Raw genomic sequence first — 15361 nt, forward strand, 5'->3', positions numbered from 1 at the left:
ATCAGCCTTGCAACGCCCCGGGGTATCGGTGTCTACCGTACCCCGCGGGCCGCTGCGCTCGGCTGCTATCGCGGGCCGGCCGTCGATGCGCCGGCCCGCCGCACGTCCGCTTACGCTACGACGTCGTTGAGCTTTGCATAGCTATCCTTCAGGCGCAGCTCGGCTTCGTCGAGATTGCGCGGCGGCGGCGACGGCTCGATGCCGACCAGACGGGCGATGTTGTTGCCCATATAGTCTTCGAGACCGTCCTCGTCGAGGTCCATGCCCTGCGGCGCGGGACCGCACAACATCTCCAGCTCGCGCAGCCACATGCCCGGTTCGTTAGGCGGCGTGTCCGTGCCGAAAACGATCTTGTCGCGCGGCAGTTGCCGGGCGAACTCGACAATGCGCGACTGAAAGCACCATCCCGACTCGCAGTACACGTTGGGTGTGTCCATCGCCATCCAGAACGCTTCGAACGAGTAGTTGCCGCCCGTCTGAATGCCGAAGTGACCGATGATGAAATTCACCATCGGGAACTCGCGGATGATCGGGTAGAACATCGTCGGGATCGTGTAGGGACCGTCGCCGGTGTGGATCAGAACGACGACGTTGTACTTCGCGCAAACCTTCATCGCGGGGCGCAGCCAGTCCAGCGCGCGATCCGGACGATAGCCGTGCATGTTCGCGTGCAGCTTCAGCATCTTGAAGCCGTACTCCTTCACATGGAATTCGAGTTCGAGCGCGCCTTCTTCCGGACCCCAGCGCGGATTGAACGTGAAGTTGCCGATGAACCGGTCGGGATACTTCTGTGTCAACTCGGCCACGTAAGCCATGTAGTCGCGGATGCCCTCGCGGCCGCGACGGTTGCCGTCGCGATAGCCGGTATTGCCCGGCGGCGGCTGGATGAAGCCCATGTCGATGCGGCGCGGTTTGCCGTTGATGACATACGGGCCATCCATCATCTTCAGCAGACGCTCGCCTGTGAACGGCTCGCCGGTGTGTCGCCACGCTTCGTCGACGAGATTGGTCGGGTGCAGATGGGTATCGATGATCATGCTGGTACTCCAGTATCTTGTGAATTGGCGTGCCGCAGCCTCGCTCAGGCGGCCAGCAAGGTCTTCGCTTCTTCGACGGAGCGCGGCGCGGGCGTGGGATCGAGGCCGATCATGCGAGCCGTGTTGTTGCCGAGATAGTCTTCGAGCGTGTCTTCATCGAGATTCAGACCCTGCGGCGGTTCGAAGCAAAGCACTTCGAGCAGGCGCAGCCACATGCCCGGCTCGTTGGGCGGGGTATCGGAGCCGAACAGGATCTTGTGCTTCGGCAGCACCTTCGCGAACTCGACGATGCGCGATTGCAGGCACCAGCCCGATTCGCAATACACGTTCGGCAGGTCCATGGCCATCTGGAAGGGCTCGAAACAATAGACGCCGCCCGTCTGCACACCGAAGTGCGCCATGATGAAGTTGACCGTCGGGAACTCCTTGATCATGGGCACCCACTCAGTCGGAATGCTGTACGGGCCATCGCCCGTATGCAACTTGACCATCACGCCGAGTTCCGCGCACTTTTGCAGCGCCGGACGCAGCCAGTCGAGCGCGCGGTCGGGCCGGTAGGCGTGCATGTTGGCCTGGAACTGAACCATCTTGAAGCCGAGCTTGCGAACGTAATGCTCGATGGCATTGACGCCGTTCTCTACACCGCAGCGCGGGTTGTAGACGAAGCAGCCGATGAAGCGGTCGGGATATTTCTCGACCATTTCCACCGTATAAGCCATGTACGCGTCGATGGACTCGACGCCGGATTTGTTGCCGTCGGTGTAGGTGTAGATGGTGTTGCCCTGCGGCGGCTGGATGAAGGCCTTATCGATGCGGCGCGGCTTGCCGTTGATCGTGAACGGACCGTCCATCATCTGGATCAGGCGTTCTCCGGTGAAGGGTTCGCCATCATGCCGCCATGCCAGATCGACGAGATTCGTCGGGTAGCAGCTGGTGTCGATAATCATGCGGGATCTCCTCGCAATGCTTAGGTTGAAGGCAGGCAGACCGCGGCATGAGCCGAGCGGACTGCATCTTGCATTCGGGAGCATTGTCGAGGGGGCAGAGAGAGGAAACTGGCGCCACTGACAAATACTCCGTCAGTGAGCAATCTCCAGTTGAACGATCGCGGCGTTGCGCCGCTGCATGTTCAATCGACCGCTTCTACCCACGAGCGAATCATGCAGTGGTCGAGATTTGCTTGTCAAGAGAAAGGCGACTGCATTTGGGGCATGGAAAACCCGCAACGAATGCCTTTTTTCATCGATGCGTCAGTTGGATGATTCGCTGCGCCACGCGTTAGTGACTTCGCTCAGCAACGCCAGAAAGCGCTCGAGCGCCGGCAGCGAGTCGTCACGCCGGACCGTGGCGTAGAGGTCCGCATTCATCGCGGGTTCGTCCAGTGCGACGAAGGCGACGTTCTCGCGCGGCGTGGTCGAGAGCGACTCGGGCAGGATGCTGATGCCGACGCCGGCACCCACGAGACTGAGTATCGTCTCGGGATCGGCGGACTCATGCAGCACACGCGGCTGGAAGCCCTCTGTGATGCACGCGGCGAGAATGCCTCGAATCATCGGACTCTGCGTGTTGAGCAAGACGAACCGGTCAACGGAGAGCACTCGCAGACGAACGGAACGGCAATCGGCAAGCGGGTGGCTGTCCGGCAGCGCGACGACCAGCGGTTGCGGATAGACCAGGATCGACCTGAGCTCGCGATGCTCCGTCGGACTGCAGGCAAAGCCAACGTCGATTTGGCCGCGCACCAACGCCTCTTGCTGCTTATCGGGCAGCAGCTCATGCAGCGTCCACTCGACTTCCGGATTGTGCTTCTGAAACTGATGCATGGTCCTCGGCAACGGGCCATACATCACCGAGTTGATGATCCCGATGCGGATATAGCCCTCGAGTCCATCGGCCACCCTGCGCAAGAGCTTTTCGACCGAGTCGCAGTCGCCGACGATGCTGCGCGCACGCACAAGGAGTGCCTCTCCTGCGCGCGTCAACCGTGCCCCGTGGCGTCCGCGCACAAAAAGCGTAACCCGAAGCGAGTCTTCCAGCGACTTGATCTGCTGGCTCAGCGGCGGTTGCGAGATGTGCAGACGCTCGGCCGCGCGACTGAAGTTGCCTTCCTCAGCGACTGAAATGAAATAGCGGAGCTGCCGGATATCCATATGTTTCTCGTATCGAATGGATTTCGAAATCGTATTTCACATATCGATTTTGTGCACATAGGCTTTACCCACACGGCCATAAGACGTCGATGCAGTCGCCGTGCGTTGCGATTCCTTTACGAGAATGTTGCCGCACCGACGGTAACCCAGGAGACGACATGACCATGCTCGAAGTGAATGGCGAGCGCCGCACCGTTGCCATGCCGGGCGACACGCCGCTGTTATGGGTGCTGCGCGATGAACTGAATCTCACCGGCACCAAATACGGCTGCGGAATGGGCCTGTGCGGCGCTTGCACGGTCCATTTGAACGGAAAGGCGGTGCGGGCCTGCCAGACACCGTTGGCGTCCGTCGCCGCGCAGCGCGTCACTACGATCGAAGGCCTGGGCGCGCCGCAGACCCTGCACGCACTACAGCAGGCGTGGCAGGAAGAAGATGTTCCACAGTGCGGCTACTGCCAGTCCGGTCAGATCATGTCGGCTGCCGCGTTGCTCCGACATACGCGCAATCCCAACGACCAAGAGATCGACGCGGCGATGGCGGGCAACCTGTGCCGCTGCGGGACGTACGTCCGGATTCGCCGCGCGATCCATCGCGCTGCCGCCGCCCTTCGCAAGGAGTCGGCAGCATGAAGCGCGATCAGCCGAACCTGCACGCACCTGACGTTTCCGTGGGCCGCCGACGCTTTCTCCAGACCGGCGCTGCACTCGCGGGCGGCCTGCTGCTCGAGATCCACGCGACGGGGATCGGCATCCGCAGCGCGCGGGCAGCATCGATCACGGACAGCACAGCAGGGAACTTCGCACCGAACGCCTGGGTTCGAATCACGCCGGAGAATCAGGTGCTGCTCGTCGTACACAAGTTCGATAGCGGCACCGGCGTCAAGAACGCGCTCGGCTTGATGCTGGCGGAAGAACTCGACGCGGACTGGGATCGAGTGCGAGTGATTCAACCGGACGATCCGCTGGCGAAGGCTTATCTTCATCCGCTCTGGGGAATGCACGCGACCGGCGGCAGCACGAGCGTGTCGCTGGAATGGGATACCCTGCGGCGCGCCGGCGCGACTGCCCGGGCCATGCTCGTCGCTGAAGCCGCCCGGCGTTGGTCGGTCGACCAGGATGCCTGCAACGCTGCGGCTAGCGTGGTGTTCCATCCCGCGAGCGGACGCAAGGCATCCTATGGCGAACTTGCGGCGGGCGCGGCAGCCGGTCCGGTTCCGGCACAGGTGACGCTCAAGCGCCCCGATCAGTTCGTCCTGATCGGAAAGGAGCGCCGCAGCTATCGGGTTGCCGACAAGGTAACAGGGCGCGCTCAATACGCAATCGACGTCAAGCTGCCGGGCATGCTGACCGCGATCGTGATTCATCCGCCTGTCGTCAACGCGAGCGTGAAGTCATTCAACGCGGACGCGGTCAAGGCGTTGCCTGGCGTACGCGATGTCTTTGCCATCGAGATTCCGGATGTTATCGCGCACTTTCGCGAGAACATGCCCGCGATGCCCGTTGCGAACGGTGTGGCGCAGCCCGGAGTGACCATCGTTGCCGATCATTTCTGGGCTGCGCAGCGCGCAAGAACGGTATTGAAAGTCGAGTGGGGCGAGAGCGACCTCGCGAGCTTCAATTCCGATACCGTCCTCGAGGAGATGAAGAAGCGCGTCGACGATCCAGGCATGAAGTCGAAGACGAAAGGCGTCGCTGAAACGACGTTCAGGGACGCGCCGCGCGTCGTGGAGGCGGTCTACAGCATGCCGTACAAGGCGCATGCTCAGATGGAGCCGTTGAGCGTGGTGGCGTGGGTCAAGCCGGATGGAGTCGAATACTGGGGAGGCATTCAGGTGCCTTCGCGGTGCGCGCAAGCGGCGGAATCGATTGCCGGCGTGCCGCGTGACAAGGTCCGCATTCACTTGACCGAGGCCGGCGGCAGCTTCGGAGCGCGCGAGGGACTGCATCAGATTCTGGAAGCCACCTTTATCTCGAAGCGCATGGGTCGCCCGATCAAGCTGCTCTACAGTCGTGAGGACGATGTGCGCGGCCTGTACTATCACGCCGCCAGCGTGCACAAGGCGCGCGCCGCACTCGACGCTTCCGGCAATCTGCTGGGCTTCAGTCTGCGTGCGGTGGTGCCGTCGATCAAGGAACCCGATGACCCAGGCTTTCTGGCAAAGGTTCCGGTAGATCCCAGTTGCACCGAAGGCATGCGCGACGACTTTTACTACGACATCGCCTCTCTCGACCTCGCATGGGTACGACACGAACCCGGTTTCCCGATCTGGTGGTGGCGCGCAGTGAGCTATGTACCCAATATCTTCGCGATCGAGAGTCTTATCGACGAAGCTGCGTACGCGGCCGGACAGGACCCGGTGGACTATCGTCGCAGAGCGCTTTCCAGTCGGCCCAATTTGCAAGCTGTACTCGATCGGGCGGCTGTCCTCGCCGGTTGGAAAGCGAATAACTTCCGCGATATCGGCGCGGGCCGCGGGCAGGGCGTCGCCGTCTATGAAGGATATAAAAGTTATATCGCGATCGTTGCCGACGTAGAAGTGAAGGAGGACACGGTCAAGGTCAATAAGATCACTTGCGTGGTGGACTGCGGACTTGCAGTCGATCCCGGTTCGGTGCATCAGCAACTGGCGGGCGGGATTTTCTGGGGCGTGTCGACCGCACTGACGAATGCGATCCACATCGAAAACGGCCAGGTGCGCGAGAGCAACTTTCACGACTACCCCGTGCTGCGCATACACGAAGCGCCCGAGTTGGCGATCGAGATAGTGCCACCGTCCGGACGCCCGCCGGGAGGTGTTGGAGAACTGTCGAATCCCCCCGTCGTACCAGCCATAGGCAATGCGATTTTCGCTGCAACTGGCAAACGACTGCGCGCAACGCCGTTCGTTATGGCCCAAACCTGATCTTGACCATACTCACAACGCTGGCGCCATGCCCAGTTATGCAGGAGACAATGTATGCATGCACGATCTGAATTGCGACGCCCCGAACCGGCCCCTGTCGATCAAGTGCCGAAGCCGGGATTACTCTTCATGCTCGGCTTCCAGCATGTACTGGTGATGTACGTTGGAGCTATCGCGGTGCCGATGATCATCGCCAGCGCGCTCAAGCTTCCGAAGGAAGCCATCGCTGTACTCATCAATGCTGATCTATTCACGTGCGGCATTGCGACGATTTTGCAGTCGGGCGGATTCTGGCGCTTCGGCGTGCGGATGCCTGTCATGCAGGGCGTCGCGTTCAGCGCGCTCCCGCCCATTCTGGTGATCGCCACAAGTCCGGGGCTCGGCCTGGCAGCGGTGATCGGCGCGGTGATAGCCGGTGGGCTGCTGACCATGTTGATCTCGCCAGTGTTCGGCAAACTCGTGAGATATTTCCCGCCGATCGTGGGCGGCTCGATCGTCATGGTGGTGGGGCTTTCGCTGTTTCCCGTGGGCGTAAGCTGGGTCGGCGGTGGCAGAGGCGCGGCGGATTTCGGTGCGCCGCATAACCTTGCGCTGGCGGGGTTCGTGTTCACCATGATCCTCGTGATCAACCGCTGGCTGAAGGGGTTTTGGTCGAATATATCGGTCTTGCTCGCGCTGGCGGCAGGCATGCTGGTCGCGATCCCCTTCGGGATGGTCAATTTCCACGGCGTGGAGCAAGCCCCGATGGTCGACATGGTCAAGCCTTTTTATTTTGGCTGGCCTGTCTTCGACCCCCTCGCGATAGCGACCATCGTGATCGTGATGGTCATCATCATGATCGAATCGATGGGTCTTTTTCTGGCGACAGGCGACGTCACCGGCAAGCACCTGACGGCCGCGAACATGACGGATGGTCTGCGGGCCAACGGGCTTGCCAGCGTGATCGGCGGCGTATTCAACGGCTTTCCCTACACCATCTACAGCCAGAACATCGGGCTGGTAGTCGTTACGGGCGTGAAAAGCCGCTGGGTCGCGGTGGCCGCTGGGGTGATCCTCTGTGTCCTTGGACTGTTGCCGAAGCTCGCGACGATCGTGGCATCGGTGCCCTTGCCGGCGCTGGGCGGGGCGGGGCTATTCATGTTCGGCGTCGTCACGGCGGCGGGTGTCCGGACCCTGGCCAGGGTGGATTTCGAAAGCAGCCGGCGCAACGTTTATATCGTCGCCGCAACGCTGGCCATTTCGCTCTTACCGACCTTTTCTCCAACCCTGTTCAAGCAACTTCCGGCCTGGATTCAACCGCTCCTGCATAGCAGCATACTATTGGCCTGTCTTACCTCGGTCGGCTTGAACCTGTTGTTCAACGGCATTCCTCGCGCCGATCCGCATTCACAGATCGAAGACGATGGGCCCGTGTGTCTCGTCGAGCAATAGGGCGGCTGGTTGTGGCGGGTGACGCGGCGCGTGCGGATGGCGCCGCGCGCCGCGAGAGTGGGTGTGGCTTCAGTCCCCTGACAGCGGTAACCTCTGATCCTGTGCGTCTCAAGTGAAAGAATCTGTAACGACTTGAATCTCTGTGGCGCTCCGCTCCGTATGCAAGACGAGAGTGGTCTCGGGCGTGCGCGGCTATGGGGCCGCTCGTCCGAGGTCGTAGGCGTACAAGCAGGGAGCAATAATCTGATGGTTAGAACTTCAGACCGTATCGTCATACTTGGCCTGTCGGTGATTGGGATATCGATCATCGGCTTGTTCGCGTTGCTGCAGCATCATGAGCGCCATCCGGATGAACAATCCTGGTCATCGCGGCAACAGGCATCGGTAGTGACGGGCGCTGTGGGTTCGTCGGCGCTCAGGGCGAGTGCCGGTCCGGCGATCGCCGATTCCGAAGAGCGGGAAGATATCGACGCAAGCAAGTCGGGCACTATCGAAACGACTTTGAGCGCGGGTGGGCCAGACGCTGGCGATGAACTGGATTCGAGTCCGCGAGAGGAGACCGAGCAGACTTCGAGCGTCGGAAAAAGAAGGCTCTCGCCGACGACATCTCGAGCCCTACCTACTATCACGCAGCAGCCGAGGCGACCGGCCGAGCGCAAGCATAAAGCGCAGCAGAGCAATGAGCGCGCGGAAAGCGTGCACGACAACACTCTGTCCTCCGAGCATCGTGAAGCGCAGATCGATCAAGCGGACAGCCCGAGGCATGACGCATTCCTCTCTGTGCAGCCCGAAACGGCGAACTCAGCATCGTGGGATGAGACGACTCAGCCTGCGATCCAAAGCCTGCCGGGGCCGGTCGACACTCCGCTGCCCTCGCCAGCGGCACCGGCTCCAAAAACGCCGGCAGGACGTGCAAGACGAACTTCGCAAGGCGCGGTTGAACGGTTCGCTTCCTCGATTCGGCAACCCCGACCCGTACGGTCCGGGCGGATCGCTCAGTTCGCCGGACAGGTAGCTGACGCTTGCGAGCGGCATCACAAAGCAACCGCAAGCCCGCCGAGGCTACCACTAGATTTCTCAACTGCAACCAACGTCGATTTTTTCGACCATCGTTCCGTGCAGTGCAATCAGGCCAGTAACCGCTAAAATTGCGGTTTTAGTCCGGAATACGCGCATGTCTTTTGCTTCGCTCGGCCTGATCGATCCGTTACTGCGCAATTTGCAGGACCTCAATTACCAGACGCCTACGCCGGTGCAGACCAGGGCGATTCCTGCTGTGCTCAGCGGCAAGGACATCATGGCTGCGGCACAAACCGGCACCGGCAAAACGGCGGGTTTTGCGCTGCCGCTGCTGCAACGGCTGACGCAGCTCGGCCCGGCGGTGTCCAGCAATCGCGCAAGGGTTCTGGTGTTGGTGCCCACGCGTGAACTGGCTGAACAGGTGCTGCAAAGCTTTATCGAGTACGGCAAAGGCCTCGACTTACGCTGTTTGGCCACCTACGGCGGTGTGAGTATCAATCCGCAGATGATGAAGTTGCGCAAAGGCGTAGACGTGCTCGTTGCGACGCCGGGCCGTTTGCTGGATCTCAATCGCCAGAATGCAGTGCAGTTCGATCAGGTACAGACGCTCGTGCTGGATGAAGCCGACCGCATGCTGGATCTGGGCTTTGCGCGCGAACTCAACGCCGTCTTTGCTGCTTTGCCCGCTCGGCGCCAGACCCTGCTGTTTTCCGCCACGTTTACCGATGACATTCGCGCAATGGCGGAAAGCATTCTGCGCGGCCCGGTCAATATCAGCGTCAGCCCGCCCAATGCTACGGCCAGCAGGATCAAGCAATGGGTGGTGCCGGTGGATAAAAGGAACAAGCCCGACCTCCTGATGCACCTCTTGGCTGAGAACAAATGGAAGCATGCGCTGGTGTTCGTCAAAACCCGCAACGGCGTGGATTACCTGGCCGCGATGCTGGATGAGGCGGGCTATGCGGTCGACACTATCCACGGCGACAAACCGCAACCCGCGCGCTTGCGTGCGCTGGAGCGTTTCAAGACACGCGAAGTGGATATGCTGGTAGCCACCGATGTGGCTGCGCGTGGGCTGGATATCGACGACCTGCCGCTAGTGATCAACGTCGATCTGCCGATCGTGGCGCAAGACTATGTGCACCGTATTGGCCGAACTGGCCGCGCGGGCGCCAGCGGCGTGGCAGTGTCTCTCGTATGTGCCGATGAAGCGCCGCAACTGGCCGCGATTGAAGCGCTGATCCGGCAAACGCTGCCCCGTGAAGAGGAGCCGGGTTTTGAGGCCGATCACCGCGTGCCGCAAACCAGCGCGACAGGCCAGCTCATCAAGAAACCCAAAAAGCCCAAGAAGCCCAAAGTGCCACAAGCTGCGCCGGGTTCCATGCAGGTAGCCAGCAAAGGACTGCACCCGCAAAGTGCCAAAAACAAGCGCAAGCCTGCGGCTCAGGGCGCTGTGGCCGCAGGGAAAGGCACGAGCTTGCCCAGCAGTAATCCCTTCAATGTGCAAAAGCCACGCAGCAAACCCGCAGGCAAGCCGGCTGCGGGTTCCCATAAGCCGGCTGGGAACCCCGCTGGTGGCCGCAGCAAACGGCGACCCTGATCCGTAGTCCAGGTCAAGGCTCACAAGCCTCCTGTCGTAAAAATGTCAAAGCCACGAAGTCGTATTTTTGAAACGTATTTTTTGAGCGCCATCATAGGGCAAGGAGTTTTGAATCAGGCTTGAAGTCAAATGGAGGCATGGCATGGGCAGCGCGCTGGTTTGGGCGGCAATCCCTCACAACAGTGACGGGGTCGTGTTCCAGGTTCGCGTGATTCGCGGACTTCAACGTTTTCACATCTCACGCCAGACGCTTGAAGAGAGTTTCGACTTGGCACCTCATGCATCGGATGCGGGGCAACTCGAACTCTTTTATCAGCACAAGACTCTCATCCTGAGGCAGGCCATGCGGAAACGTCCGATTGCGGGCGCAGACACCGCTGCACTTCAGACTGCTGATTTCGGCACCGTCGTGGAAGCAGGACGGGACGCGACGGCTCACATGTTGGAAACGCTGGGGTCGTTGGCTCCAAAAAGGCGCGCTGCTGTTCAACAGCTCGAGGCTCGGGCCACGTATCGGACGAGAGATTTACTTCAGCCTCAGGGCCAGGAATTCGCAACACGTCCGGCCTCTGACGAGAGCTAGAGTCGACAGCAATAACCTTATACGTGAGTTCAGCCAGTTGCGCGATGGCATGCCCCATCCACCTAGCAAGGGGCAGGATAGCGAGCGACGAGGCGATGCAGATAAGGCGATGATGTTTGGAAGCGAGGACTTCCAATCCAATTGCTATCGCGACGAAGATAAGGAGCGCATGAACATCACAGTTGGTCTCCTTCATCCCGCTTTCAGGCAACTCAACCGTTCCTGGAGCATCAGAAGCGATGCCTCACGCCGACGGTCGCCTCGATCTGATTGCTCGTGGAAGACGGCTCGGTGACGCCGTTAATCCATGCCACGCCCAGTGGCGAATTGCCGCTTGGACTCACCCGTTGCCACACACCCTGAATGTACACATCGGTGCGTCGCGAGAAGCGGTAGTCGGCCATCGCACTCACCTGATTCCAATGGGGAGCTCCGCCGGCGCCTCCATTTCCGCCAGCGCGCGTATAGGTATAGGCACTCGATAATTCGACCGCCGGCGTGAGCGCGTAGCGAATGTTGCCCTCGAAGTTCTGGAAAGTCCCACTTAACGAATTCTGGAAGAACTGGGCGAACTTGCTGTGCGAATAGACGAAGCCCGCCACAGCCGGACCGAAGGTGTAGTTCACGCCGGCGCCAAAAGTCTTCTGACTGCTGGCCAGCACGCCTAAAGGCACAGCGGTCGGCGTGAGCGCGCTTTGCAGGGACGAGCCGGTTGTATCGGTGACTGCGCCATTCGCGTTCAACTGTGCCGGCGTACGCGCGGCACTGTTGAGCTGGAGGTAACCGGCCCCGAAGCTCCACGCTCCCGATACATACGACATTCCGAAGCTATAGGCGCGATTGTTCGTGAAGCCACCAGCCTGATTGGAAAAGCCGTAAAGCGCGCCGAATCGGAAGCCGGCGAAGTACGGGCTCAGGTACTTCACGGAGTTGTTTATCTGAAACGAATCGTTCAGGTTGTCGTTGTCCAACGGGTGCGCGAAATGCGTGCCGCCGAACTCCGTTCCGGTCAATGAGAGCGGCGCGACAAAATCGACCATGCCGTCGGTTTGGCGGCCCAGCGTGAGCGCGCCGTATTCGCGGCTCGACAAGCCGACATAAGCCTGGCGATTGAAAATGCGGTTGCTCGACGAGAACTGCCCGTTGTTCAGGTTGAAGCCACTCTCCAGGGTGAAGATGGCTTTCAACCCTGCGCCGAGGTCTTCAGCCCCGCGCAAGCCCCAGCGGCTGTACTGAACCGCACCGCTTGTCATCTCCCAGTTGCTGTGTCCGCCTCCCGTCCCGGTGATCTGGTTGTTCGTGTAGGTCAGACCCGCGTCGATGAGCCCGTAAAGCGTGACACTGCTTTGCGCATGCGCGGCGCCGGCGAGTGTGATGATCGTCGTGGCACCGGTTATAAGCATCTTGTTCATTTGCCTGCTCCAGCCAAGTCCGGGAGATGCAGTTCTCCTGGAACGCTTTCTACACAGACCTCGATGTCCGTACGCATGCGGCCGTGCGAATCATCGAAACGAAAAGGCGCGATGTGCTCCACTCACTCTATGCGACTACAGTCAGATTCGCCAACTTGAAATAGGCCTTTTGAAAGATCGGCGTTGGACTACATGCGTTGATATGCAGGTCCATGTCCGTTGGACCTTCAGAACGGCAGATACTGCGTGCTGGACATCCGCGTTGATCCCGACCGCCAAGCCTTCGCGATCCGGCGATACGTTGCCGAAACAAACGCGACATCGAGCGGGTGATCATGCACGCATCGCAATGCACGCCGCACGGCTCCGATGATCGATTCGCTGACGTCCAAGGGATCCTCTTCGGACGTCGGCAGAGGTCGACCTTGTGCAAAGCGACTGCTTCGACGGTCATGACTAAATGAATCGAAAAAAAGACAATGCAATCAGATATGCTCGCCTCAATTTTCTGATTTTCCCGCCGTAAACGAGTCATGTTAGATCGTCTTCGGCTGGGAGAAAGCTTAACGAGCGCATGCGTGTCGACCTCATCACCCTTTACCTTTTAGCAATCGGAACGCTACTCGCAAGCAGCGCCTTGACGCTCTGGGAACGCCGGTCGTATCCACGGCGCAGGCGCGAACTTGGCGTGCTCGCAGCAGGCTACGCTACGCTCGCGTTCGGCTGCGCCACCGCCGCGATTCGGCATAACGTTCCGGGCCTTTCGGGCGTCGTGGGCTCCGCGCTGGCGAATCTCATCATCGTCGGCGGGTATCTGCTGAACCTGCAAGGCGTCGCGCTTCTGAACGGACGCCGCTACGGCCGGATCTCCCTCACCATTGTGTCGATGCTCGCGCTCGCCTGGGCCATCGCGGGCGAGCGCGGCGAAGCGGTGATGTGGGCGTACCTCAGCGCCATCCCCATCTCCGTGGTGTGCGGTCTGACCGCGCGCGAACTCCTCGGCACACGGGATTCGAAATGGAGGCAGTCGCGCAACATCGCCGTGGCCGTAACGGGCGGTCACGCGCTCTTCTACGCGTTCAGGGCGGCCATTCTGCCGTGGCTGGCGGCATCGTTCGGACCGCACTTGCTGGCGATCGTCGGCCAGGCGACGATGTACGAAGGGGTGCTGTATTCGGTCATCCTGCCGATGACGCTTCTGCGTCTCGCGCGCGACGAAGCCCACGCCGATCTGCGACGCGAATCGCAGACCGATTACCTCACTGGTTTGGGCAACCGCCGATGGTTCTTCGAAGAAGGCGCACGCGCGATCCGGGAAAGCAACGCCTTTCCGCCGGCGTCCTGTCTCGCACTCGATCTCGACCACTTCAAGGCGATCAATGACCGCTTCGGCCACGAAGCCGGCGATGAAGTACTGAAGTCGTTCGCCAGGATTCTCAGCAGCGTGCTCGGACGCGATGTGATCCTGGCGCGCATCGGTGGTGAAGAGTTTGCCGCGCTGTTGCCGGGGCACGAAAGCGCCCGCGCGAAAGACCTGGCCGAAGCCGTTGTGCGCCGATTCGCGCAGACGGTCACGCGCACGGCGGGCGGAGTTGAGATCGCGGCGACGGTGAGCATCGGCATGGCGCGCTTCGGGACCGAAGAAGACACGCTGGCAAAGGTTCTCGCGGCCGCGGATCGCGCGCTCTATAGCGCGAAATCGCGCGGTGGCAATCGGCTCGAGATCGCGCGAGGCGCAACGACACGCACGAATCTCGACGATGCTCCGGACCGCCGCCTGACGGTCCTCTGAGCTTGCTTCCCGGAGTTAACAGCACCAGCGACACGCACGCTGCGCCGCGCCGGCTCGTCTGATAATAGGTAATAGAACCTATTTCCCCGCTCTGCCATGCTAATATCCAAGACGTGGCATAGTTGCATCGCATGCAACTGTCCGGGAAAAGTGAACGGACGCCGCGCGATAAGCGCAAATTCCCACCGATACCGCGAAGACGAGAATTTCGATACTGGAACTTCCTGATGAAAACGATGGCGATCAAAATCACTTCGGCGGACATTCTGGGTAAAGAACGGGACAAGCCCGCCGCGAAGAAAGTGAGATTGCGCGGCAACAAGGCGAGCCGCATTCCTGAAATCCTCGAAGCGTCAATTGAAATTTTCGCATCCGAAGGCTACGCGGGCTACAGCGCGAACCGCGTCGCCCAGGCCGTCGGGTTACGGCTGAGCACCCTCCAGCACTACTTCGGCACGCGGGACCAACTGCTACATGCGACGATCCGCGAATCGTACAGCCGCTATATCGAGCGCTATTCGAAGCTGAGCAGGAACAAGCTTCGTACGCCCGAAGCGCGTCTCGACGCAATGATCGACGATTTTTTCGACGACGTTCTGGTCGATGCTGCCCAGCCGAAGTCCAGCGTGGCAGCCTTCTGCCTCGACATCTGGACGCTGGCGGAGCGCGACAAAGGCGTAAGCGAACTCGTCGTGGAGGGGAACAAGCAACTCTGCCAGATCTGGGTCGACCTCATCGCGGCAATCAATCCGAACCTGTCGGCCGAGGAATGCACCATGCGCGGCACGCTGATCATGGCCCATGTGCAGGGACTCATCGTTTTCTGCCGACGCAGCGGACCGGGCGTGCCCGAGCGTGACGCGCTGCGACGCGCGACAAAGGGCGTCTGGAGAGCGCTGAGCAACGCCTCAAGCTGACCTGCATGTCGTGTTTCGGCGACCCGCCGTCGCCGCGTCGCCACAAAGACGTCTCCATCGCATAGTCGAACCAAAGCCCTCGCGCCTGGGCTCTCGCCGTCTCCCTCCTTACAGCCGCTCCTCACAATGATCGCCCGCCATGCGGCGCTATCGACTCCTTTTGCCGATACGCCGATCTACGCGCGTCCTGTCGCATTCCCCATTTCGATCCAAACATGCACCTTAATCGGTCGGCGTACCTATTGATTAGAAAAGTCAGGGTATGTCCTAGCCTTTGGCAACGCGGACAAACAGCCGATCTATCTTGATTTGCTGGTTAAACTACCTATACTTTATCTGTAGTGTTACCTATAAAGTGATTGACGTAGGAACGACATCGAGACTGCCGGTCGCGTTCGGTATGGCGACGGCGTCACGATGGCTCGCGAGAAAACCCGCGCCCATGAGCTTTTTCCGGCGCATCGAAATCATTTGCATGTGGCTTTGCAAGGTGGCAGATCGGCTCGATCGTTCC

At 60.5% G+C, this 15361-nt stretch carries 12 protein-coding genes; 8 read left to right on the forward strand and 4 right to left on the reverse strand.

Annotation, left to right across the window (positions count from 1 at the left end; translation table 11 throughout):
- Window positions 1–110: 110 nt before the first annotated feature.
- The 3 genes from ACEN42_RS32050 to ACEN42_RS32060 form a co-directional block, all read right to left on the reverse strand.
- Window positions 111–1037: an amidohydrolase family protein gene (locus ACEN42_RS32050; RefSeq protein WP_035498139.1), complete on the reverse strand. Its 927-nt coding sequence runs from the start codon at window positions 1035–1037 to the stop codon at window positions 111–113.
- A gap of 44 nt (window positions 1038–1081) precedes the next feature.
- Window positions 1082–1984, reverse strand: a complete 903-nt coding sequence (locus tag ACEN42_RS32055) for an amidohydrolase family protein (protein WP_187603439.1) — start codon at window positions 1982–1984, stop codon at window positions 1082–1084.
- A gap of 303 nt (window positions 1985–2287) precedes the next feature.
- Window positions 2288–3187, reverse strand: a complete 900-nt coding sequence (locus ACEN42_RS32060; protein WP_371882724.1) for a LysR substrate-binding domain-containing protein — start codon at window positions 3185–3187, stop codon at window positions 2288–2290.
- A gap of 158 nt (window positions 3188–3345) precedes the next feature.
- Here ACEN42_RS32060 and ACEN42_RS32065 point away from each other — a divergent pair, with 158 nt between their 5' ends.
- From ACEN42_RS32065 to ACEN42_RS32090, 6 genes are all read left to right on the forward strand, one after another.
- Entirely contained in the window at window positions 3346–3819 is a 474-nt protein-coding gene (locus tag ACEN42_RS32065) for a (2Fe-2S)-binding protein (protein WP_371882725.1), read from the forward strand.
- Complete coding sequence (locus ACEN42_RS32070) at window positions 3816–6092, forward strand: molybdopterin cofactor-binding domain-containing protein (RefSeq protein ID WP_371882726.1); 2277 nt, start codon at window positions 3816–3818, stop codon at window positions 6090–6092. The genes ACEN42_RS32065 and ACEN42_RS32070 overlap by 4 nt, the downstream gene beginning before the upstream one ends.
- A 54-nt stretch (window positions 6093–6146) precedes the next feature.
- Window positions 6147–7523, forward strand: coding sequence for a nucleobase:cation symporter-2 family protein (locus ACEN42_RS32075; protein WP_371882727.1), 1377 nt, complete (start codon window positions 6147–6149; stop codon window positions 7521–7523).
- Window positions 7524–7769: 246 nt separating this feature from the next.
- A complete protein-coding gene (locus ACEN42_RS32080) occupies window positions 7770–8669 on the forward strand; it encodes a hypothetical protein (RefSeq protein WP_371882728.1) in 900 nt (299 codons plus the stop codon).
- Between the two features lie 28 nt (window positions 8670–8697).
- Window positions 8698–10143 carry a DEAD/DEAH box helicase gene (locus ACEN42_RS32085; protein WP_371882729.1) on the forward strand — a complete coding sequence of 482 codons (1446 nt, stop codon included), beginning with the start codon at window positions 8698–8700 and terminating at the stop codon, window positions 10141–10143.
- Between the two features lie 142 nt (window positions 10144–10285).
- Entirely contained in the window at window positions 10286–10726 is a 441-nt protein-coding gene (locus ACEN42_RS32090) for a hypothetical protein (protein WP_371882730.1), read from the forward strand.
- A gap of 230 nt (window positions 10727–10956) precedes the next feature.
- On the opposite strand, the gene ACEN42_RS32095 is transcribed toward ACEN42_RS32090, so the two are convergent.
- A complete protein-coding gene (locus ACEN42_RS32095; protein ID WP_371882731.1) occupies window positions 10957–12138 on the reverse strand; it encodes a porin in 1182 nt (393 codons plus the stop codon).
- 574 nt (window positions 12139–12712) lie between these two features.
- On the opposite strand from ACEN42_RS32095, the gene ACEN42_RS32100 reads away from it, so the two are divergent.
- Both ACEN42_RS32100 and ACEN42_RS32105 read left to right on the forward strand, forming a co-directional pair.
- A complete protein-coding gene (locus ACEN42_RS32100; RefSeq protein ID WP_371882732.1) occupies window positions 12713–13930 on the forward strand; it encodes a diguanylate cyclase domain-containing protein in 1218 nt (405 codons plus the stop codon).
- 227 nt (window positions 13931–14157) lie between these two features.
- Window positions 14158–14847, forward strand: coding sequence for a TetR/AcrR family transcriptional regulator (locus ACEN42_RS32105; protein ID WP_371882733.1), 690 nt, complete (start codon window positions 14158–14160; stop codon window positions 14845–14847).
- Window positions 14848–15361: the final 514 nt, after the last annotated feature.

This window comes from Caballeronia sp. S22 (assembly GCF_964261745.1).
Lineage (GTDB): Bacteria > Pseudomonadota > Gammaproteobacteria > Burkholderiales > Burkholderiaceae > Caballeronia > Caballeronia jiangsuensis.

Coding starts and splice junctions, on each gene's coding strand:
- ACEN42_RS32095 (WP_371882731.1), bottom strand. CDS start 12,138: ATGAACAAGATGCTTATAACCGGTGCCACGACGATCATCACACTCGCC.
- ACEN42_RS32080 (WP_371882728.1), top strand. CDS start 7,770: ATGGTTAGAACTTCAGACCGTATCGTCATACTTGGCCTGTCGGTGATT.
- ACEN42_RS32105 (WP_371882733.1), top strand. CDS start 14,158: ATGAAAACGATGGCGATCAAAATCACTTCGGCGGACATTCTGGGTAAA.
- ACEN42_RS32100 (WP_371882732.1), top strand. CDS start 12,713: ATGCGTGTCGACCTCATCACCCTTTACCTTTTAGCAATCGGAACGCTA.
- ACEN42_RS32070 (WP_371882726.1), top strand. CDS start 3,816: ATGAAGCGCGATCAGCCGAACCTGCACGCACCTGACGTTTCCGTGGGC.
- ACEN42_RS32090 (WP_371882730.1), top strand. CDS start 10,286: ATGGGCAGCGCGCTGGTTTGGGCGGCAATCCCTCACAACAGTGACGGG.
- ACEN42_RS32050 (WP_035498139.1), bottom strand. CDS start 1,037: ATGATCATCGATACCCATCTGCACCCGACCAATCTCGTCGACGAAGCG.
- ACEN42_RS32060 (WP_371882724.1), bottom strand. CDS start 3,187: ATGGATATCCGGCAGCTCCGCTATTTCATTTCAGTCGCTGAGGAAGGC.
- ACEN42_RS32055 (WP_187603439.1), bottom strand. CDS start 1,984: ATGATTATCGACACCAGCTGCTACCCGACGAATCTCGTCGATCTGGCA.
- ACEN42_RS32075 (WP_371882727.1), top strand. CDS start 6,147: ATGCATGCACGATCTGAATTGCGACGCCCCGAACCGGCCCCTGTCGAT.
- ACEN42_RS32065 (WP_371882725.1), top strand. CDS start 3,346: ATGACCATGCTCGAAGTGAATGGCGAGCGCCGCACCGTTGCCATGCCG.
- ACEN42_RS32085 (WP_371882729.1), top strand. CDS start 8,698: ATGTCTTTTGCTTCGCTCGGCCTGATCGATCCGTTACTGCGCAATTTG.